21 protein-coding genes are annotated in these 19,958 nt (G+C 73.4%); 9 read left to right on the top strand and 12 right to left on the bottom strand.

Annotated elements, in window-relative coordinates; translation table 11 throughout:
• Window positions 1-28: 28 nt before the first annotated feature.
• Window positions 29-934 carry a LysR family transcriptional regulator gene (locus tag IW256_RS14145; protein ID WP_197011410.1) on the bottom strand — a complete coding sequence of 302 codons (906 nt, stop codon included), beginning with the start codon at window positions 932-934 and terminating at the stop codon, window positions 29-31.
• Window positions 935-1,050: 116 nt separating this feature from the next.
• Between IW256_RS14145 and IW256_RS14140 the strand changes: the two genes are divergently transcribed.
• The 9 genes from IW256_RS14140 to IW256_RS14100 are packed head-to-tail and all read left to right on the top strand — an operon-like array spanning window position 1,051 to window position 9,274.
• Entirely contained in the window at window positions 1,051-1,812 is a 762-nt protein-coding gene (locus tag IW256_RS14140; RefSeq protein ID WP_197011409.1) for an SDR family NAD(P)-dependent oxidoreductase, read from the top strand.
• Window positions 1,813-1,859: 47 nt separating this feature from the next.
• Window positions 1,860-2,954 carry an Ldh family oxidoreductase gene (locus IW256_RS14135; RefSeq protein ID WP_197011408.1) on the top strand — a complete coding sequence of 365 codons (1,095 nt, stop codon included), beginning with the start codon at window positions 1,860-1,862 and terminating at the stop codon, window positions 2,952-2,954.
• On the top strand, window positions 2,947-4,593 hold the full coding sequence (locus IW256_RS14130) for a phytoene desaturase family protein (protein WP_197011407.1): 1,647 nt from the start codon (window positions 2,947-2,949) through the stop codon (window positions 4,591-4,593). The genes IW256_RS14135 and IW256_RS14130 overlap by 8 nt, the downstream gene beginning before the upstream one ends.
• 57 nt (window positions 4,594-4,650) lie before the next feature.
• The gene (locus IW256_RS14125; protein WP_197011406.1) at window positions 4,651-5,388 is read left to right on the top strand and encodes an SDR family NAD(P)-dependent oxidoreductase; all 738 of its coding nucleotides are present in this window, start codon (window positions 4,651-4,653) and stop codon (window positions 5,386-5,388) included.
• 4 nt (window positions 5,389-5,392) lie between these two features.
• Window positions 5,393-7,030: an FAD-dependent monooxygenase gene (locus IW256_RS14120; protein WP_197011405.1), complete on the top strand. Its 1,638-nt coding sequence runs from the start codon at window positions 5,393-5,395 to the stop codon at window positions 7,028-7,030.
• Window positions 7,017-7,409, top strand: coding sequence for a cupin domain-containing protein (locus tag IW256_RS14115; RefSeq protein ID WP_197011404.1), 393 nt, complete (start codon window positions 7,017-7,019; stop codon window positions 7,407-7,409). The genes IW256_RS14120 and IW256_RS14115 overlap by 14 nt, the downstream gene beginning before the upstream one ends.
• Window positions 7,402-7,941, top strand: coding sequence for a cupin domain-containing protein (locus IW256_RS14110; RefSeq protein ID WP_197011403.1), 540 nt, complete (start codon window positions 7,402-7,404; stop codon window positions 7,939-7,941). The genes IW256_RS14115 and IW256_RS14110 overlap by 8 nt, the downstream gene beginning before the upstream one ends.
• Window positions 7,942-7,973: 32 nt before the next feature.
• Window positions 7,974-8,390 (top strand): RidA family protein, encoded by a 417-nt coding sequence (locus IW256_RS14105; RefSeq protein ID WP_197011402.1) that lies wholly within the window; start codon window positions 7,974-7,976, stop codon window positions 8,388-8,390.
• Window positions 8,387-9,274: a fumarylacetoacetate hydrolase family protein gene (locus tag IW256_RS14100; protein ID WP_197011401.1), complete on the top strand. Its 888-nt coding sequence runs from the start codon at window positions 8,387-8,389 to the stop codon at window positions 9,272-9,274. The genes IW256_RS14105 and IW256_RS14100 overlap by 4 nt, the downstream gene beginning before the upstream one ends.
• A gap of 66 nt (window positions 9,275-9,340) precedes the next feature.
• On the opposite strand, the gene IW256_RS14095 is transcribed toward IW256_RS14100, so the two are convergent.
• From IW256_RS14095 to IW256_RS14045, 11 genes are all read right to left on the bottom strand, one after another.
• Window positions 9,341-9,895 (bottom strand): TetR/AcrR family transcriptional regulator, encoded by a 555-nt coding sequence (locus IW256_RS14095; RefSeq protein ID WP_197011400.1) that lies wholly within the window; start codon window positions 9,893-9,895, stop codon window positions 9,341-9,343.
• 40 nt (window positions 9,896-9,935) lie between these two features.
• Window positions 9,936-10,721, bottom strand: coding sequence for an enoyl-CoA hydratase/isomerase family protein (locus IW256_RS14090; RefSeq protein ID WP_197011399.1), 786 nt, complete (start codon window positions 10,719-10,721; stop codon window positions 9,936-9,938).
• The gene (locus IW256_RS14085) at window positions 10,718-11,038 is read right to left on the bottom strand and encodes a VOC family protein (RefSeq protein ID WP_231403775.1); all 321 of its coding nucleotides are present in this window, start codon (window positions 11,036-11,038) and stop codon (window positions 10,718-10,720) included. Before IW256_RS14085 ends, IW256_RS14090 begins: the two co-directional genes overlap by 4 nt.
• Window positions 11,035-12,018 (bottom strand): LLM class flavin-dependent oxidoreductase, encoded by a 984-nt coding sequence (locus IW256_RS14080; protein WP_197011398.1) that lies wholly within the window; start codon window positions 12,016-12,018, stop codon window positions 11,035-11,037. Before IW256_RS14080 ends, IW256_RS14085 begins: the two co-directional genes overlap by 4 nt.
• 8 nt (window positions 12,019-12,026) lie before the next feature.
• Window positions 12,027-13,001, bottom strand: coding sequence for an enoyl-CoA hydratase/isomerase family protein (locus IW256_RS14075; protein ID WP_197011397.1), 975 nt, complete (start codon window positions 12,999-13,001; stop codon window positions 12,027-12,029).
• 48 nt (window positions 13,002-13,049) lie between these two features.
• A complete protein-coding gene (locus IW256_RS14070) occupies window positions 13,050-14,036 on the bottom strand; it encodes an LLM class flavin-dependent oxidoreductase (RefSeq protein WP_197011396.1) in 987 nt (328 codons plus the stop codon).
• The gene (locus IW256_RS14065; protein WP_197011395.1) at window positions 14,033-15,598 is read right to left on the bottom strand and encodes a class I adenylate-forming enzyme family protein; all 1,566 of its coding nucleotides are present in this window, start codon (window positions 15,596-15,598) and stop codon (window positions 14,033-14,035) included. Before IW256_RS14065 ends, IW256_RS14070 begins: the two co-directional genes overlap by 4 nt.
• Window positions 15,595-16,584: an LLM class flavin-dependent oxidoreductase gene (locus IW256_RS14060; protein WP_197011394.1), complete on the bottom strand. Its 990-nt coding sequence runs from the start codon at window positions 16,582-16,584 to the stop codon at window positions 15,595-15,597. Before IW256_RS14060 ends, IW256_RS14065 begins: the two co-directional genes overlap by 4 nt.
• Window positions 16,581-17,663, bottom strand: coding sequence for an LLM class flavin-dependent oxidoreductase (locus tag IW256_RS14055; protein ID WP_197011393.1), 1,083 nt, complete (start codon window positions 17,661-17,663; stop codon window positions 16,581-16,583). Before IW256_RS14055 ends, IW256_RS14060 begins: the two co-directional genes overlap by 4 nt.
• A gap of 83 nt (window positions 17,664-17,746) precedes the next feature.
• Window positions 17,747-18,772, bottom strand: a complete 1,026-nt coding sequence (locus IW256_RS14050; protein WP_197011392.1) for an acyl-CoA dehydrogenase family protein — start codon at window positions 18,770-18,772, stop codon at window positions 17,747-17,749.
• Window positions 18,773-18,785: 13 nt separating this feature from the next.
• Window positions 18,786-19,937: an acyl-CoA dehydrogenase family protein gene (locus tag IW256_RS14045; protein WP_197011391.1), complete on the bottom strand. Its 1,152-nt coding sequence runs from the start codon at window positions 19,935-19,937 to the stop codon at window positions 18,786-18,788.
• Between the last annotated feature and the right edge of the window lie 21 nt (window positions 19,938-19,958).

Genomic DNA, 19,958 nt, shown 5'->3' with positions numbered 1-19,958 from the left:
GCGGGGCCGGGGCCTCGTGCGCCCGAGGCTACAGGCTCCGCGCGAAGTCGACGATCCGGCCGCGCAGCCACCGGTGGGCCGGGTCCTCCGTCTGGCGCGGGTTCCAGAACATCGTCTCGTGGATGACGCGCAGGGGCAGCGGGCACTCGACGATGCGGAGCCGCGCCGCGTCGGCGAGCTGCCTGGCGAGCCGTTCCAGCGCGAAGCTCGCCAGCCTGGTGCCGGTGACCAGGAAGGAGGCGACCACGAACTCCTGGGTGGTGACGTCGGCCTGCAGCCGCAGGCCCAGGGTCTCCAGCTCCGATTCGGCGATCGTCAGGATGGGGCCCGCGCTGTAGGCGACATAGCGCAGCGAGGCGAGCTGTTCGGCCGTCACCGTCGCGCCGACGTCGGGATTGTCCCGGTCGACGACCAGTACATAGCGATCGGTGAACAACGGCTCGTGCGGGAAGGCGAGCCTTCCGCCGGACAGTTCGGTCGGGATGATGACCATGTCGGCATGGCCCCGGCGGAGCTGGTCGGCGAAGTTCACCTCGACCGGGCGGACGCCGATACGGACGTGGGGCGCCTCTTCCGCGATCGCTCCCAGCAGCGGCCTGAGAAGCACCATGGTGACGTAGTCCGCGGCGATGATGGTGAACGCCGCGTGGTCGTTCCGCGGGTCGAATTCCGGGGCGCGCACGAAAACCGCCTCGGCGGCGGACAGCGCCTCCCGCACCGGATCGACCAACGTCTCGGCCAGCGGCGTGCGCACCAGATTCCGGCCCTGTTTCATGAGCAACTGGTCGTTGAAATGCTTCCGCAGCCGGGCCAGTGACGCGCTCATCGCGGGCTGCCCGACGGAGGTGCGCTCGGCCGCTCGCGTGACGTTGCACTCGCTCAGGAGCGCGTCCAGGGCGACGAGGAGGTTGAGATCGACGCTGCCGAGCCCCACGGCGGCCTCCCGGCCAGACTATCGGTCCGATCGATGACGTCCATCGATATCAATCGTTTCTGGAGCCACCAACGCTACCAGTACCTTCATCGCCGAGAGCTGGCGAAAGGACGCCGATGGAGCACGGGCGAGAAAACGACGAAGTGGTCATCGTCACGGGCGGTGCCAAGGGCATCGGCCTGGCGTACTGCCTGGCGCTCGGCCGCGCCGGCTACCGCGTCGCGGTCGCCGACATCGCCGACCCCGCGCAGGTGGTGGCACGGATCAACGACGCCGGCGGCAAGGCGATGCCCGTCCAGGTGGACATCACCGACCCCGGCTCCACCGACCGGATGGCGGAGTCGGTCGCCGCGGAATGGGGCCGGATCGACGGCCTCGTCAACAATGCCGGCTATTTCTCCGCCATCGAGAAGACATCGTTCGACCAGCTGACCGTCGACGAATGGAACCTGGTCTTCGACGTCAATGTCCGCGGCACCTGGCTGTGCTGCCGGTCGGTGTTTCCCTACATGCGGGAACGCGGCTACGGAAAGATCATCAATACCTCTTCGATGACCGTGCCGACGGCCGTTCCCTATTTCCTTCACTATGTCGCCTCGAAATCCGCGATCGTGGGCCTCACAAGGGCGCTCGCCCGCGAGGTCGGGCCGCACGGGATCGCGGTGAACACCATTTCCCCGTGCTACGTCCCGCACGACCCGGCCTACGCCTCCCGGCAGGACGCCGAGATGGGAGAGACGATCATCAGGGAGCGCTGCTTCCAGCGCGAGATGACGGAGGACGACCTGGTCGGCACGATGCTCTACCTCATCGGCCACGGCTCGGACTTCGTCACCGGCCAGAACCTCTACGTCAACGGCGGACGCGCCTTCACCTGACGCCGGTGGCGCGGCGACCCATCACAGGCACCCGGCAGGGGGTACACATGGCAGGCACCACGACCGTGCCGGCGGACTGGCTCACCGAGGCGGTGACCGGCGTGTTCCGCGGCGGCGGGCTGTCCGCGCGCGCCGCGAGGACGGTGGCCGAATCGCTCGTGGCCGCCGACCTGCGCGGCGTCGCGTCGCACGGCGTGCTGCTGGTCCCCATGTACATGGCGCGGCTGCGGGACCGTTCGGTGACCGCCAGGGAGCGCGCGGAGGTCGTGCTCGACCATGGCGCGGTCGCGGTGCTGGACGCGCGGCACGCGCTGGGCCAGCTGACCGGCGACCAGGCCATGGGGATCGCGGTGGCGAAGGCGCACGCCCACGGGGTCGGTGCCGTCACCGTCCGGCACGCCTTCCATTTCGGTGCCGCCTTCCGCTACGCCGCCGCGGCCGCCGAGGCCGGCTGCGTCGGGGTCGCGGCGGCCAACACCCGGCCGCTCATGCCGGCCCCCGGAGGCGCGGAGCCGGTGACGGGGAACAATCCCCTGGCGATCGCCGTCCCCCGGGCCGGCGGTGATCCGGTCGTGCTCGACATGGCGCTGTCCGAGGCGGCGCTGGGCAAGATCCGGCTCGCGGCTCAGGAGGACCGGCCGATACCGGCGCACTGGGCCACGGACGCGGAGGGCCGGCCGACGACCGACCCGCGGGCGGCGCTGGCCGGGATGCTCCTGCCGGCGGCGGGCCCGAAGGGGTTCGGCCTGGCCCTGATGATCGACGTGCTCGCGGGCGTGCTGTCGGGCGGCGCCTACGGTTCGGGAGTGAACGGGCTGTACGCGGACACGACGGTGCCGAACGACTGCGCGCACTTCTTCCTGGCCCTGGACGTCGCCGCGTTCGGCGACCCCGGGCGGTTCGCCCAGCACCTCGACGACCTGCTCGGCCAGGTCACCGGCGCCCGCCGGGCACCGGGAACGGACCGGCTGCTGCTGCCCGGGCAGCTGGAGGCGGCGCGCGCCGCGACCGCCCGCGAGAACGGCGTGCCGGTCGGCGACGCCGCGTTGCGGGCACTGATGGAGGAGGCGGCACGGGCGGGGATCGCCCTCGTCCTCCCGCCGGGCGCCGGAGAAGGCGGAGAGAGGGGCGATGATGGCTGACACGGCAGGCACGGCGGACGCGATCGTGATCGGATCCGGGGTGAACGGGCTGGTGGCCGCGGCCGAGCTCGCGGGCGCCGGCTGGTCGGTGACGCTGGTCGAGGCGAACACCCGCCTCGGCGGCTTCATCGCGAGCGACGAGCGCACGCTCCCCGGCTACGTCCATGACACGTTCTCCTCCTGGCATCCCCTGTTCGTCTCCGGCCCCGCCCACGCGGCGCTCGGCGAGGACCTGCGCCGCCACGGCCTGGCGTACCGCAACACCGACGGCCCGCTCACCGCGAGCGTCGCCGACGACGGCCGCGTCGTGGTCGCCGACCGCGACCCCGAGGCCACCGCCGCGGGCTTCGCCGACGCCGAGGACCGGCGCCGCTACCTGGCGGCCCTCGATCGGCTCGCCGGCAACGCCGGCCCGATCGGCGCGCTGATGGGATCGGAGATCACCGCGAGCGCGCTGCTGCGGAACGGGGGCGGGCTGGTCCGCGGCCTGGGGCGGGCGGGCGCGGAGGCATGGCTGCGCGACCTGGCGAGCAGCGGGCGCGCGTGGTGCCGGCGGGAGTTCACCGGCCCGGAGGTCGACCACCTGTGGGCGCCGTGGCTGCTGCACGCGGGGCTCTCCCCCGACCACGCGTCGGGCGGATTCATGATCCCGGTCCTGGCGTCGACGATGCACGGCGCCGGGCTCCCGGTGGTGGAGGGCGGCGCCGGACGCTTCGTCGCGGCCTTCGAGTCGCTGCTGCGCTCCCGCGGCGTGGAGATCCTCACCGGCACGCCGGTGGACCTGATCACGGTCGAGGGCGGGCGCGCCACCGGCGTGGTGGCGGGCGGGCGGACCCTGCGCGCGGCCCGCGCCGTCGTCGCGTCGGTCACGCCGAACGCGCTGTACGGGAGGCTGCTGCCGCCCGGCTCGGTGAGCCGCGCGGTGGTGCGCGAGGCGCGGGGCTTCCGGTACGGGCGCGGCGAGATGCAGATCCACGTGGCGCTGTCGGGGCCTCCGGACTGGCGCGACGACCGGCTGGCCCGCGTCCCGCTCCTGCACGTCTCCGACGGCTCCGCGAGCACCGGGATCGCCTGCGCCCAGGCCGAGGCCGGGCTGCTCCCCGACCGGCCCACGGTGGTCGTGGGCCAGCAGGACGTGCTCGATCCCTCCCGGGTGCCCGAGGGCGCCGCCGCCCTGTGGTTCCAGCTCCAGGAGACGCCCTTCGCACCGGCCGGCGACGCGGCCGGCGAGCTGGACGCGGCGGGCGCCTGGACCCCGGAGCTGGCCCGGGGGTACGCGGCGCGGGTGCTGGACCGGGTCGCGAAGCACGCGCCCGGCCTGCACGAGAAGGTGCTCGCGATCGACGTGATCACCCCGGCCGACCTCGCCGCGAGCAACCCGAACGCCGAGTTCGGCGATCCCTACGGCGGCTCCGCCGAGCTGGACCAGAACTTCTTCTGGAGGCCGCTGCCGGGTGCCCGGCACCACCGCACGCCCGTCCGCGGGCTCTGGCACATCGGGGCCTCCACCCATCCGGGCGCCGGCCTCGGCGGCGTCTCGGGCCATCTCGCGGCGCAGGCGCTCACCGCGCCCCGGCCGGCCGCCGCCCGCGTCCGCGGCGCCGCCGCCCGCCTGGGCCGGCGCCGCCCCCTCCGCTGACCACCCTCGGCCGACCATCGCCGGCCGACCACCGTACCGACCCGCCGGGAGGCGAGAATGAAAGCCGGCTTCGACGCCACGGGAGAGGTGCTGCTCGTCACGGGCGGCGCCAGCGGCATCGGCGCCGCGGCCGCGCGGGCCTACGCCGCCGCGGGCGGGACCGCCGTCGTGCTCGACACCGCCGCTCCCCCGGCGCGCCCGCCCCTGCCGGACCGCGGCGGTGTCGAGCATCACCGGGTGGACGTGGCCGACCGGGACGCCGTGTTCGCCTGCGTCGCGGACGTGCTCGGAAGGCACGGACGGATCGACGGGCTGATCGCCGGCGCGGCGGTCCAGCCGCGCGGCGACGTGGTGGCCATGGATCCCGGCGAGTGGCGCCGCACGCTGGCCGTCAACCTCGACGGGGTGGTGTGGGCCTGCCAGGCCGTGCTCCCGTCGATGATCGGGCGGCGGTCCGGGGCGATCCTGGTGTTCTCCTCGGGCCTCGCCCACGCCGGCCGCGCGCAGGCGTCGGCGTACGCCGCGAGCAAGGGCGCGCTGATCTCCTTCACCAGGTCACTGGCCGCGGAGGTCGCCGCGCACCGGGTGCGGGTCAACATCGTCTTCCCCGGGGTGATCGACACCCCGCAGTTCCGCCGCGCCAACCCCGAAGGCGGCGAGCGCGAGCACTGGGCGCGCACGACGGGCATCGGCACGCCCGACGACGTGGCCGGCCCGCTGATGTTCCTGCTGTCGGACGCCGCCACGATGACCGGCTCCCAGCTCAGCCGCGACCGTGCCCTCGTCAAGGAGTGACGCGATGACCGTTCCGCCGGAGCACCTTCCCGTCGCCGTGATCGGGGCCGGGCCGGTCGGCCTCATCACGGCCCTCGGGCTGGCCCACCATGGGGTGCCCGCCGTGGTGTTCGAGGAGGACGGCACCCTCTCCCTGGACACCAAGGCGGGAACGGTGCTCACCCGGACCCTGGAGGTGCTGCACCGGTACGGGGCGCTCCCCGGCGTGCTGCGGGCGTCGCTGCGGCTGGAGGAGATCGGCGACATCGACCGCGCGACCAACACTCCGGCGCGCAGCGTCCGGACCGGCGCGCTCGTCGACGACACCCGCTTCCCGTTCGTGGTCAACATCCCCCAGCACGAACTGGAGCCGGTGCTGCGCGCCGCGCTGGACGAGCGGTGCCCGGGGGCGCTGCGCATGAGCCACCGGCTGACCGACTTCACCCAGCACGACGACCACGTGGAGCTCCGGCTCGACACCCCCGGCGGGCCTTCCACCGTCCGCGCCCGGTACGTGCTGGCCTGCGACGGCGGCCGGTCACGGGTGCGGGAGCGGCTCGGCATCGCCGTCAGCGGCACGACGCTGGACGAGCGCTACATGCTCGTCGATCTCAAGGTGGACCTCGACGTGGCGAACCCCCGCGACTACCCCTACCTCGCCTACTTCGGGGATCCGGAGGAGTGGATGATCCTCGTGCGGCAGCCGCACTGCTGGCGGTTCCTGTACCCCCTCCCCCCGGGCCGGCCCGAGCCCACGCGGCAGGAGCTGGCCGGCAAGGCCCGCCGGTTCATCGGCGACGTCTCGGGGCTGGAGGTCATCGGCACCAACGTCTACACGGTGCACCAGCGGGTGGCCGACCGGTGGCGGGCCGGGCGGGTGTTCCTCATGGGCGACGCCGCCCACCTGATCACGCCGATGTGGGCGCTCGGCCTCAACACGGGCGTGCTCGACGCCTCCAACCTGCCGTGGCGGCTGGCGTGGGTGATGCGCGGCTGGGCCGGCGAGGACCTGCTGGACGGGTACGAGCGGGAGCAGACGCCGGTCGCCGTCCGCGGGTCCGGGCAGATGGCCGAGGCCGCGCGCGCCTACATGGCACGGCGTACCGGCGGCGTCACGGCGATGGGCGAGGGCGACTGGGGCAACGCGTTCACCCGCGGCCTGCTCGGCGTCCGCCTGGACGTCGACGGCACCGGCGACTGGTCGATGGTGAAGTCCGGGTCCGCGCCCGCCGCGGTCCGGGCCGGGGACCGCGTGCCCGACCTGCCGCTGTTCGGCCACGACGGCCAGGTGTTCCTGCACGACCTGGCCGCCGACGGGTTCGTCGCGCTGTACTTCACCGACACGCGGCGCGGGCCCCGCGTCTCCGGCCCGGACTCCCCGGCGCTGCGCCGCTTCGCCGTCAGCCGCTGGGACGCCCCGCACGACTCCGGCCTGCGGCGGCGCGCGCTCTTCGACCCCGGCGGGCGGGTCGAACGGCGGTTCGGGGTGCCTCCCGACACCGTCGTGCTCGTCCGGCCGGACGCGCACGTGGCCGCGATCGCTCCGTTCGATCCCCGGTCCGGCCGCGACATCGCGGCGGAGCTGTACGCCCGCGCGGTCGGGCGTCCCGTCCCCGCCGAGCCCGAACAACCCGAGAGAGAGGAAGCCCATGGCCGCGGATGAGATCGCCGTCGCCCCGGACGGTTCCCAGGTCGTCCTCGGCGAGGTCGGCCAGAAGGTCGTCTTCGAGAACGCCCACATCCGGGTCTGGGACATCGTCCTCGAACCGGGCGAGCGGCAGACCTGGCACCGGCACCGCAACCCGTACGTGGTCATCGCGCTGTCCGCCGCCGACAACCGGATCGACCCCCTCGACGGCACCGAGCCGCGGCTGGTGCACGAGCCGTTCGGCGGGGTGGTGTACCGCGAGCCCGGCGAGGTCCACATGCTGACGAACCGGGGGGACACCCGCTACCACAGCAGGCTCGTCGAGCTGAAGACGCTCGGCGAGGACGCCGCGGGCGGCCCGCCCGGAGCGGGAGAGGAGCCCGGGGATGCCTGAACCCGATGGGCACGTCACGCCGCGCCCGCCCTGCCCCCCGGGAGTACCCGAGGAGGAGTGGGCGAACAACCTCTCCGCGCCCGCGGCGTACTCCGGCGCGGCACCGGACCGGTCCCGCGAGCAGGTCGTCACCGGTGGCGAGGGAGAGGTCCTGGGCCGGTTCCGTGAAGTCCTGCTGCGGACCGGCGACCTGGAGTGGGCGGACAAGACGCTGGCGGGGCTCGCCCAGCGGATGCTGTGGCGCGATGACGCGACCGGCGCGTCCATCGCGCTCGTCCGGTTCCGGAAGGGCGCGGGTATCCCGTCCCGCCACTCCCACGCGTCCAACCAGTTCATGTTCTGCCTGAGCGGGCGGTACACCTACCTGCCCACCGGGCTGACGCTCACCGAGGGCTCGTTCTACTGGAACCCCAAGGGCAGCGTGCACGGGCCGACCCTGGCCGAGGAGGAGTCGATCCTGCTGGAGGTGTACGACGGGCCGCACTACCCGACGCGGCCCGAGTGGTACACCGACCCGGCGGACGCGCTGTAGGCACCGGCCCATCACGAGAGGGAGGGCGTCCCATGCCCAAACAGGAAGTCACATCCGCCGACCTCGCCGTCCCGAACGGCCATTTCTCTCAGGCCGTGACGGCGAGCGCCTCGGGACGGCTGGTGTTCGTCTCCGGGATGACCGCCCGCACCAGGACCGGTGAGGTCGCGGGGCCCGGCGACATCACCGCGCAGACCCACCAGGTGTGCCGGAACCTCAAGGCCGCCGTGGAGACGGCCGGCGGCACGCTGGACGACATCGTCCGCGTCGACGTCTACGTGCGCAACATGGAGGACTTCGACGCGATCCACGCGGTGCGCCGGCAGTACTTCACCGGCGTGCCGCCCGCGTCCACGCTGGTCGAGGTCTCGAAGTTCGTGAACAAGGACTACCTGATCGAGATCAACGCGATCGCGGTCGTCCAGGACGGCCCCGGGGAGGGCGCGTGAGGATCGCCGCGGTGCGCGAGGCGGGTGCCGTCCGGATCGGGGTGCCGGCCGCGGACGGCGAGACGATCGCGCTGCTGCCCGCCGGGCTGGGCACGCCCGACGACGTCGTCCGCGCCGGCGCGCCCGCCCTGGAGGCGGTCGCCGAGGCGGCGGCGGACGCCCCGGTGCACCCGCTCGCCGAGGTGACGCTCGCCGCGCCGCTGCGGCGCTTCAACCGCGACATCCTGGCCACGGGCTGGAACTACTGGGACCATTTCGAGGAGTCGTCCGGGAGGCGCGAGGGGCAGGACCCGGAGTCGAGGCCGACCCGGCCGACCTTCTTCACCAAGGGTCCCGGGACCGTGATCGGCCCGTACGACGACATCGCCTTCGACCCGGACCTGTCCGCAAAATGGGACTACGAGGCCGAGGTCGCGATCGTGATCGGCCGGGACGGCCGGTCGATCACCGAGGAGACCGCGCTCGACCACGTCTTCGGCTACTGCGTGGCCAACGACGTGTCCCAGCGCGACCTGCAGCGGGCCCATGGCGGGCAGTGGCTGAAGGGGAAGAGCATCGACGCGACCATGCCGCTGGGCCCGTGGATCACCACCGCCGACGAGGTGGCCGACCCCTACGGCCTGCGCATCCAGTGCGAGGTGAACGGCGCGCTGCTGCAGGACGCGTCGACGCGGCAGGTCGCCTTCCGCTTCGAACGGCTCATCGCCGAGCTCTCCCAGGGGATGACGCTCCGGGCCGGAGACGTCGTGCTCACCGGCACGCCGAGCGGGATCGGCAACGCCCGGGACCCGCAGGTCTTCCTCGCCGACGGCGACCTCGTCGTCACCCGGGTCACCGGGCTCGGCGAGCTGCGGAACCGGGTGGTGCGCACCGCGCTGGCCTGAGACGGTACGCCCCGGCCCACGACGGACGCCGGTCGCCTCACGGCCGGGGGCCGGGCGCCGGGCGCCTCACGGGCCGGGGGCCGTCATCAGGGGGAGGATGTGTTCGCGGATCTGCGGTTCTCCGGGCGGCGTGCCGTGGAGCAGCAGGTGCTGGAGGATCAGGGCCGGGCCCGTGGCGGCCCGGGACCGGAGGTCGGGGACCGGGCCCAGGGCGCGGCGCAGGTGGGCGCGGGCGGTCTCGTGGACGGGACGGATCTTCGCCTCGCGTACCGCGGCGGCCACCTCGGAGTCCGGGTCGGTCAGCAGGACCGCCAGGAGGGCGCCGTGCCGGGCCAGCCCCGCGGAGAACTCCGCCAGGGCCGTGACCAGGTCCTCGGCCGGGTCGTCGGTGCGCGCGGCCTCGCGGGGCGGGGCCGCTGCCCGCAGCGCGTCGACGACCAGGGCGTACTTGGTCGGCCAGCGCCGGTACAGCGCGCCCAGGCCGACCCCGGCCCTGGCGGCGACGTCGGCGACGCGCAGCCGCTCGTACCCGGCGCTGTCCAGGAGGGCCAGCGTGTCGCGCAGGACCACCCGGTCGACGGCCGGGTCCCGGGGGCGGCCCCGCCTCCTGTCCTCGCTCATCCGCGCAGCATAACGGAAATGGCCATTACCGTAATCGGGGTCAGTCGCCCGTGAACGCCGGTTCCTCCTTGGCCAGGAACGCGGCGACGGCGGCGGCGTGGTCGCGCGTCCGGCCGAGCGCGGACTGCTCGGCGGCCTCCGCCGCGAGGGCTTCGGCGAGCGGCCGGTACGGGGAGGACGCCAGCAGGCGCTTGGACGCGGCGATCGCCCTGGCCGGGCCCGCCGCGAGGCGGTGGGCGAGCCGCATCGCGCGGGGCTCCACCTCGTCCGGTCCGACGATGTCACCGGCGAGACCCCAGCCGGCGGCCTGCCGCGCCGAGAACGGCTCGGCCAGGAGGACGAGCGAGGACGCGCGGGCCGCGCCCACGGCCCGGACCAGGGTCGCCGACAGGCCGGAGTCGCAGGTCAGCCCCACCTTGTGGAAGGCCGTCGACAGGGTCGCCGTGGACGACCAGACCTGGAGGTCGCACGCCAGCGCGAACCCGAGCCCGGCGCCGACGCAGGTGCCGTTGACGGCCGCGACGACGGGCTTGGGCATCGTGGCCAGCAGGAGCGTGATCGGGTTGTAGTGCCGCTCGACCGTCTCGCCGGCGTTCTCCGGGCTCGTCCGCAGCAGCGCGCCGAGCTCGCCGAGGTCCTGGCCGACGGTGAACGCCGGACCGGCGCCGGTCAGGACCACGGCGCGGACCGAGGCGTCCCCGGCGACCTCCCGCAGCGTCTCCAGCAGGGCCGACTTGAGGGCCTCGTTCAGCGCGTTGCCCCGCTCGGGGCGGTTCAGCCGGACGACCGCGACGGCGCCGTCGTCGCCGCGCACGACGTCGCTCATGGCAGCCTCTCGTACAGGACCACGGGGTTGCCGCCCGGGTCGGTGACCACGGCCCGGCGCTCGTGCGGGCCGGTCACCGGCTCCCCGGCGGGCAGGCGGGCGAGGTGGGCGTCCAGGTCGTCGACCTCGATGCTGAGCAGCACCCGGCCGGGAACGGGCTGCTGCGAGGCGTCCGCCAGGCCGATGGTGGTCGCGCCGTCGGTGAGGGCGGCGTACCGGTCGCCGTCGCGGAATCTCGTCGCCAGCCCGAGCGAGCCGTAGAACGCGAGCTGCGCCTCCAGGTCGGCGGCCGGGACGATCACGTGTCCGATCTTCATGGGCGGAACCTCGGCATCACGTCGCGGGCGAACCTCTCCACGGTCTCGATGGACCGTTCGATGGGCAGGCCGAGCCACTGCGTCCGGAAGACGAAGTGGTTGTAGCCCGCCCGGGCGAAATCCTCGACCTTGGCGGCGATGTCGTCGGGGGAGCCGAAGAACAGGGCCTTGTGCTTGATGCCCTCCCACTGGGTGTCGAAGTAGTCCATGCCGTACTGGACGTACTCGCCGTAGGAGGCGCGGACGGCGGTCCCGGCGATCTCGTAGGCCTCCTCGAACGAGCCGGCGACGCACAGGTCGCGGTGGATGGGGAACACCGCGCCGTCCTCGCCGAACCCGGCCGCCGTCCGCTCGGCCCGGTAGTCGGCGAGGTTGCCGACCGCCCAGTTGCGGCGGACGTTGGACGGCGCGATCCAGGGGTGTCCCTGGCGGGCGATGCGCTTGATGCCGATCGGGCCGTTCGCGCCCACCCACACCGGGGGGCCGGGCCGCTGCATGGGCAGGACGCTGCACCGGACGCCGTCGAGCGCGAAGTGCTGTCCCCGGTGCGAGACCTTCTCACCGGTCCACAGCTTCCGCATCACCTCGAGGGACTCGTTCATCCGGGAGACGCGCGTGCGCCGCTCGATGCCGAACGCGTTGAACTCGTCCTCGCGGTACCCGGACCCGATGCCCAGCACGAACCGGCCGCCCGACATCTGGTCGATGGTCGCGATCTCCTCCGCCCAGTGCACCGGGTGGCCCATCGGGAGGATGAGGATGCCCGTCCCGATCCGCATGTCGCCGGAGTGGTCGATGAGCCGCGACAGCAGCGGGAGCGGCTGCGGCGTGCTCAGCGACGAGAGGTAGTGGTGGATCCCGAACACCGAGTCGTAGCCGAGGTCCCGGACGTGCTGGGTGAACTCCACCAGCTCGCCCGTGCGGCGGTTGATGTCGTCGCCGAGCTCGTACTGGTGGTCGAGGAGGACTCCGAATCTCACGGCGGCTCCTACTCCTCCTCGGCCGAGCGGGTCTCGCTGAGGCGGAAGTAGGGCGCGACGAGCCGGTCGCGCTCCTCCAGGGCCTTGGCGACGCCCAGCTCGCGGCGGCGCTTGAGGAAGTTCCAGTCGCCCTCCTCGAAGGCGACGTTGGTGGCCCAGCCATGGCCGACCCAGCCGGTCATCGCGCCGAGGCCCTTGCCGCGGGCCTCCATGACGACCTGCATCATCGACTTGCCCATCATCAGCGAGTCGAGCGGCATGACCGCGATGGCGTCGGCGTAGTCGGCGACCCACCGCTCCAGCTCGCCGGGCTCGACGACCTTGGTGACCAGGCCCTTGCGCTCGCCCTCCTCGGCGCCGATCGCGCGCATGGTGAGCATGACGTCCTTCATCGTCGTCAGGCCCAGCTTCTCGATCCAGTGGTACATGTCCTGCGGGGCCGGGCCGAGGTACCGGAACGCCGGATGGGTGAACCTGGCGTTCGGGGTGGCGATGACGATGTCGGCGGACAGCGCGATCTGGAAGTGGCCGCCGTAGCAGTAGCCCTGCACCTGGCAGATGGTCGCCTTCAGCGACTCGATGATCGGGCGGGTGAAGCCCGAGGTGAGCACGTTGCGGTCCGGGAGGATGCGCTGGCGCTGGGCCGGGCGGCGCCGCGAGGCCTTGTCGGTGCCCGCCTTGTAGCCGATGTAGTGGCCCAGCTCGGCGGCGTCGGCGCCGGTGCCGAAGTGGTCGCCCTCGCCCTTGAAGACGATGACCTTCACGCGGTCGTCGGCCTCGGCCTCGCGGACGAGGTCGCCGACGCGCTCGAAGGCCGCGACGGGGACGGCGTTGAGCCGGTCGGGGCGGTCGAAGGTGATGGTGGCGACCGAGCGCCTCTCGTCCACGTCGTACTTGACGTACGACGCGATGACCTCGGGGTCGACCTCCATGTTGTCGACGTCCCACTGGTTCTCCAGCAGCTCTGCTTCGGTCTTCTTCACGGCTTCCTCACCTGTTCGTGGATGGGTCGGGGGCTCGTCGGGCCCGGGTCAGCGGAACGCGGGGAAGACCTCCGCGGCGAACAGCCGCAGGGAGGCGCGGACCTGGGCGGCCGGCATCCCCAGCCAGCCCGGGCGGAAGATGAGGTGGTCGAACCCGAGCTCCCGCAGGGCGGAGACGCGCTCGATCAGGAACTCCGGGGAGCCCAGCAGCAGCGTGTTGCGCACCAGGTCGTCGAACCGGTCGCGCTGCCAGCGCAGGGCGGGGTACTCGGCGTAGGTGGAGTACTCGACGCGGGCGTGCGGGAGCGCCGTGGCCACGGCCTCGTCCGTCGTCGGCGCGCAGTACAGCTCCACGCCGATCGGGCGTTCGACCGACGCCGGGTCCTTGCCGTACTCGACCAGCGCCTCGTCGTAGACGCCCACGTGCTCGGGCAGGTACCTGGGGCTGGGCGAGTTCCCGGGCGCGTACCAGGCGTCGCCCAGGCGCGCGGCCCGGCGCACCGCCTTCCGGCCGCCCGCGCCCACCCAGATCGGCGGGCCGCCCGGCGTCAGCGGGCGGATGCCGATGGAGGCGCCGGAGAGCGGGTAGAACTCGCCGTCGTGGTCGACCGGCCCGCCGGACCACAGCGCCCGGATGAGGCGGATGCTCTCGTCGAGCCTGCGGAACCGGGTCGCGGGGTCGACGCCGAACGCGGCGAACTCGTTCTCCCGGTAGCCCGCGCCGACGCCGAGGACGACCCGCCCGCCGGACAGGTGGTCGAGGGTGGCGAACTCCTCCGCCACGTGCACCGGGTGGAACAGCGGCAGCAGCAGGATCCCGGTCCCGAGCGTCATGTCGCCCGAGCGCGGGATGAGGCCGGCCATCATCGAGATGGGCTGCGGCGTCGCCAGGTTCGACTGGAAGTGGTTGATCGTCCACACCGAGTCGTAGCCCAGCTCCGCGGCCAGCTCGACGGTCCCGAACAGCTCCTCCAGGTGCCGCCCGAGGTCGTCGCCGTGCGGGTACTGGTGCGATGCCATGATGCCGAACTTCATGCCTGCGGATCCTTCCCGGGAACGGGCACGGACGCGCGGCTGACCTTGCCGGTCGCGCTGCGCTCCAGCTCGGGGACGAACTCCACCCGCCGCGGGGCCTTGAAGTGGGCCAGCCGCTCGCGGGCGAACGCGACGAGGGCGTCCGCGAGCTCGCCGTCGGGGACCTCTTCGCCGCCGTCACGGACCACCAGGGCGACCGGGATCTCGCCCAGGCGGTCGTGGGGCCTGCCGAGGACCCGGACGTCGCGCACGAGCGGGTGCTCGCGCAGGGCGTCCTCGATCTCCTCGGGCCACACCTGGAAGCCGCCGCACTTGATCATGTCGCGCTTGCGGCCGGACAGCCACAGCACGCCGTCCTCGTCGACGTGCCCGACGTCGCCGGTGTGCACCCAGCCGTCGCGGACGAGCGCGGCGGACGCCTCGGCGTCGTCCACGTACCCCTTGGTCAGCTCGGACCGGACGACGATCTCGCCCTCGGCGCCGGCCGGGAGCGCGTTCCCCTCGTCGTCGCGGATCTCCAGCTCGACGCCCGGGTAGACGCGGCCCGCCGAGCCGGGCTTCCACCGCCCGGCCTTCATGTCCTTGCCGTTCCATCCGGCGATGTGGCCCGACTCGGTCGAGCCGTAGTTCACCAGGATCGGGACGCCGTACCGCAGCTCGAAGTCGCGGCGCAGCGTCCAGGAGATGGCCTGCCCGGCGACGAGGACGTGCTTGACCCCCGCGAACGGCAGGTCGCGCCCGGAGTGCACGATGTCGTAGACCATCGTGGGCAGGAAGAAGAAGTTGTCGAAGGCGAACCGCTCCATCAGGCCGGCGAGGCGGTCCACCCCGAACCGCTCCCAGACGACCGCGCCGCGCCCGACGAAGTACGCGAACAGCAGCGAGTGCTGGCCGCCGGAGTGGAACAGCGGCAGGGCGATCAGGTTGGGGACGGCGTCCGCCGCCGCGGTCCCCTGCTCCGCGGCGCCGGTCGAGACGCGGGCGAGGCGCCGCAGCGAGCCGAAAGTCCCGCCGTGCGTGACGCTCACCGCCTTCGGCCGCCCGGTGGTCCCGCCGGTGAACAGGATGCAGGACTCGCGGTCCTCCTCGACCTCGACCGCGGCGACCCGGGCCTCCTCGCCCCACTCCAGGGGGCGGACGCCGGACGTCGGGGTCCCCGGCTCCCCCGCGGGCCCGACCGAGCGGACCGCCGGCGTCGCGGTGTCGAGGCCGGCCAGGACATCGGTGCGGCCGGCGTCGACCAGGAGCAGCTTCGGGTCCGTCTTCGCGACCGACTCCGCCAGCTCGGCGGCGTTGTACAGGCTGCTGATCGTCACCGGCACCGCGCCGAGCTTCCAGGCGCCGAACAGGAAGAACACGATCTCCGGGCCGTTGGCCAGGCAGAGCGCGACCCGGTCCCCCGGGCCGATGCCCTCCGCCGCGAGCGCCCGCGCCACGCCGCCCGCGAGCAGGTCGATCCGGTCGAAGGTCCAGGACCGGCCGTCCGCGGCGTGCAGGCCGGCGGCCCGGCCGCGGTCCGCGGCGCGCGCCTCCAGGATCAGGGCGAGGTTCGCGCCGCTCATCGCGCTCCCCCGTCCAGCCGGGGGATGACCTCGGCGCCGAAGCGCCGGATCTGCTCCATCGTCTCCTCCTGACCGCCGCCCATGAACTGGAGCCGCAGGGACACCTCGGTGATGCCGAGCCCGGTCTCCCACCGGCGCAGCTTGGCCACGACGTCGTCGGCGGTGCCGACCAGGCAGTCCTCGGCCATGTACCGGTCGATGTCGAGGGCCTGGGCGTCCTCCCACGACCTGTATCCGGCGTACTGGCGCTCCATGTGGGGCCGCACGCCCGCGATCGCCGCCGCGCGCGTGTCGGCGACGAACGCCTCGCGGGCCATCGGGTACTCGCGGTCGGGCGAGAACCCGTGCTCGGCCAGGGCGCCGCGGTAGACCGCCAGCATCGCCGCGAGCTCCTCGTCGTTCCCCTTCGGGCCGATGAGCCACGGCGCGTCCAGGCGGGCGGCGCGCCGGACGGCCGGTTCGGCGAACGCGCCGATCCAGATCGGCGGGCCGCCCGGCTGGACGGGCCGCAGCGGCAGCGCCGCGCCCGGCGCCTCGCCCCAGCTCCCCGCGATGTCGATCGTCTCGCCCCGCCACAGCGACCGGAGGATCGGCACGTACTCGCGCAGCCGCCGCAGGCGGTCCTCCCACGCGACGCCGAACGCCTCGGTCTCGCGCCTGCGGTAGCCCGCGCCGACCCCGACGGTCAGGCGGCCTCCGCTGAGCACGTCGAGGGAGGCCAGGTCCTCGGCGAGCGCGACCGGGTTCAGCAGCGGCGCCAGCAGGACGCCGAACCCGATGCGGATCCGGGTGGTCGCCCCGGCCAGGTACCCGGCGAGCGGGACGGGCTGGACGAACGCCGACCTCGCCAGGTAGTGGTGCCCGAGGTAGACGGCGTGGAAGCCCGCCTCCTCGGCGGCGGCGGCCTGCCGGAGGACGCCGTCGAGCCCCTCGGCCGCCGGTGCCGACGGGTCGAACTGGGCGCTCAGGAAGACGCTGACCTTCACCCGGCGACCGCCTCGGCGGCCGGCGCGACCTGCTCCTGCGCGCGGAAGTGCGGGATGACCTTGTCGGCGAACTCCTCCATCGACTTCAGCGCGGCCTTGCGGTCCAGGCTCGGGATGCGCAGCCAGCCGATGTAGTGGTTGATCCCGAGCTGGTCACGCAGCATCTCGATGGTCTCGATGACCTGCTGGGCGGAGCCGAAGTTGCCGCCGTGGGTCAGCGTCTGCTCCAGGGTGAGCAGCTCGATGTTCTTGGCGACGGCCTCGTAGTACGCCCGCTCCCGCTCCATGGCCTGCTCGGACCCCGGGATGACCTTCCCCACCGACCGGTAGTAGTTCAGCGCGGCCTGGGCGGCCTCCCGGAGGCCGTCCTCGCCGTCGCCGCACCAGACCTGCTGCATGAACGGGAGGTCGTAGGAGGCGACGTCGAAGCCGTTCTCCTGCATCGCCGTGCGGTACAGGGCGAAGTTCTTCTGCATGACGCCGAGCGGCGTGAAGTTCGGCGAGGTGATGATGGGCTCGCCGGCCGCGCCGCGCTCGCGGAAGCTGTCCGGCGAGACCGTGCCCTGGAGGATCGGCGGCCCGCCCTCGGTGAACGGCCGCGGGTAGGTGGTGATGTCGTCGTAGTGGAGCACTTCACCGTGGTAGCTGAAGTTCTCCTGCGACAGCGCCAGCCGGAGGACGTCCAGGGTCTCCTTGTACCGGATCTTGGACTCTTCCAGCGGGATGCCGAACCCGGCGAACTCCGACGGCTGGTAGCCCCGGCCGACGCCGATCGAGACCCGGCCGCCGGAGAGCACGTCGAGGGCCGCGATGTCCTCGGCCAGCCGCAGCGGGTCGTGCAGCGGGAGGACCAGGACGGCGGTGCCGATGGTGATCGACCTGGTGCGCTCGGCGACCGCCATGGCGAAGCTCACCGGGCTGCCGAGGATGCCGTACTTGGAGAAGTGGTGCTCGGCCAGCCACACCGAGTCGAAGCCCAGCTCGTCGGCCAGCTCGATCTCGTCCAGGGTCTCGCGCAGCACCTGGTGGTCCGACGCCCCGTCGCTCACGGGGAACAGGTTCATGATCCCGAACTTCACTACCGCACTCCTATATTCCGACCAGTCGGTATGTTATCTGTCGAGGTAGGGGCCCGCAACGGCCCCTCCCGCGCCGACCGCCCTCAGGCGCCCCGGCGCTGCCTTACCTGGAGCTCGCCGACCCGGCGCCGGTGCCACGAGCCCCGCCCGAGCCGTGCGTCGAGCACGTGGGCGCGCCGCAGGAACAGGTGCGGGTCGGCCTCCATCGTGATGCCCATGCCGCCGTGCACCTGGATGCCGCGCTCGGCGGCGAACACCGCGGCCCTGCCCGCCGCCGCCTTCGCGGCGTGGACGAGGCTCTCCGCCTCGGGGCGCCCCCGGTCCACGGCCCAGGCCGCGTACAGGGTCAGGTCCCACGCCGCCTTGCGGTGCTTGACCGCGTCGGCGAGCTGGAACGCCACCCCCTGAAAGGAGCCGATCACCCGGCCGAACTGCTTCCGGGTCCGGGCGTACCCGGCCGCGAGCTCGATGGCCCCGGCGGCGACGCCGCACAGCTCGGCGGCGGCGACGAGCGCGGCACGCCCGGCGCCCGTGCCGGCGGGCCCGGCGGCTCCGGAGTCATGCGGGACGTCGAAGGTCACGTCCGACAGCGGCACCGACGGATCGAACGACTCCCGGAGGACGATGCCGGCCGGGGCGGCGATCCGGACGCCGTCGGCGCCGAGCACCGCGAACCGGTCCGCCTGGGCGGCGTACGGCACCAGGGTACGGACGAGCGGTCCGCCCGCGGGCGAGGGGCCGGGCCATCCGGCTTCGCCGGGAACGTCGGCGGCGGGCGTGAGGACCGTGCGGCCCTGGAGCACGTCGCCGTCCAGTTCCCCGAGCCCCGCGGCGAGCTGGACGGCCGCGGCGTGCGCCGGGAACCGGCTCGGGACCAGGTGCTCGCCGAGGACCTCGACCGCCACGAGGAGGTCGACCAGGGACGACCCCACCCCGCCGGCCGCCTCGGGCACGCCGAGCAGCCCGAAGTCGGCGAGCAGGACGGCGTCGCAGCCGGGCGGACGCCACTCCCCCGCGAGCGCGTCGCGGGCGGTGACCTTCTCCTCCTTGGCGATCGACCGTACGGCCTCTTCGATGTCCCGCTGCTCGCGGGTGAACGTCGCTTCCATCCCGTCACTCCCCTCAGCGCGAGCGGGGCAGGCTCAGCACCCGCTCCGCAAGGATCGACTTCTGGACCTCCTCGGTGCCGCCCTCGACGGTGTGGGCGCGCGACCGCAGGTAGTGGCGCATCCGGGCCGCCGCTCCCCCGCCGTCCAGCAGCACGCCGCCGGCCTCGTCGAGCTGCACCGCCAGGCGGTTCGCGTCCTGGACGACCCCGGCCCACAGGCTCTTGAGCGCCGAGGTCTCCGGCCCGGGCGCGCTGCCCGCGCGGGTCTCCCCGACCATGCGCAGGGAGCCGATGCGGACGGCCTCGGCGTCGCAGCGCAGGGCGCCGAGCGCGTCGAGGAACGCGGTGTCGCCGGCCATCCCCCGCTCCAGGGCGAGGTCGGTGAGGCGGTCGACGGCCTGGCGCGCCCAGACCCACAGGCTGAGCGCCATGCTGCCGCGCTCGAACGCCAGGGTGGTCAGCGCGACCCGCCAGCCGTTCCCGACCCCGCCGAGGACGTCCTCGTCGGGGACGAACACGTCGTCGAGGAACATCTCGTTGAACTCGGTGTCACCGTTGATCATGACGAGCGACCGGACCTCGAAGCCGCTCATCGGCGCGAGGAGGTAGGTGATGCCCTCGTGCTTGGGCGCGTCCGGGTCGGTGCGCGCCAGCAGGAGGCACTTGGAGGCGTTGTGGGCGTTCGACGTCCAGATCTTCTGGCCGTTGACGCGCCAGCCGCCGTCCACCTTGACCGCGGAGGTCCGCAGGCTCGCCAGGTCCGAGCCGGAGCCGGGCTCGCTGAACCCCTGGCACCAGTAGTCGGTGCCCGCGAGGATGCCGGGGAGGTGGCGGGCCTGCTGCTCGCGGGTGCCGTGGGCGATGACGGTCGGCCCGGCGAGGTACATGCCGACGCCGTTCAGGGCGTACGGCGCGCCTCGCAGCTCGGCCTCCTCGTTGAAGATGGCCTGCGCGATCGCGTCCATGCCGCGCCCGCCGTGCTCGACCGGCCACGAGAGCCCGGCCCAGCCGGCCGCGCAGATGCGGTCCTGCCACACCCGCGACCAGTGGGTGCGCTCCTCCTCGGAGAGGTCCTCCTGGTCCGGTACGTCCGCGAGCGCCCCGTCGAGCCAGTCGCCGACCTCCCGCCGGAACTCCCGCTCGGCGGCGCTGTCATCGAAGTCCATCGTCACCCGTCCGTTCGCCGT

The sequence above is a fragment of the Actinomadura viridis genome, from assembly GCF_015751755.1.
Classification (GTDB): Bacteria; Actinomycetota; Actinomycetes; order Streptosporangiales; family Streptosporangiaceae; genus Spirillospora; species Spirillospora viridis.
The sequence above is the reverse complement of the archived record's forward strand: the minus strand, read 5'-3'. Positions and strand labels throughout refer to the sequence as shown.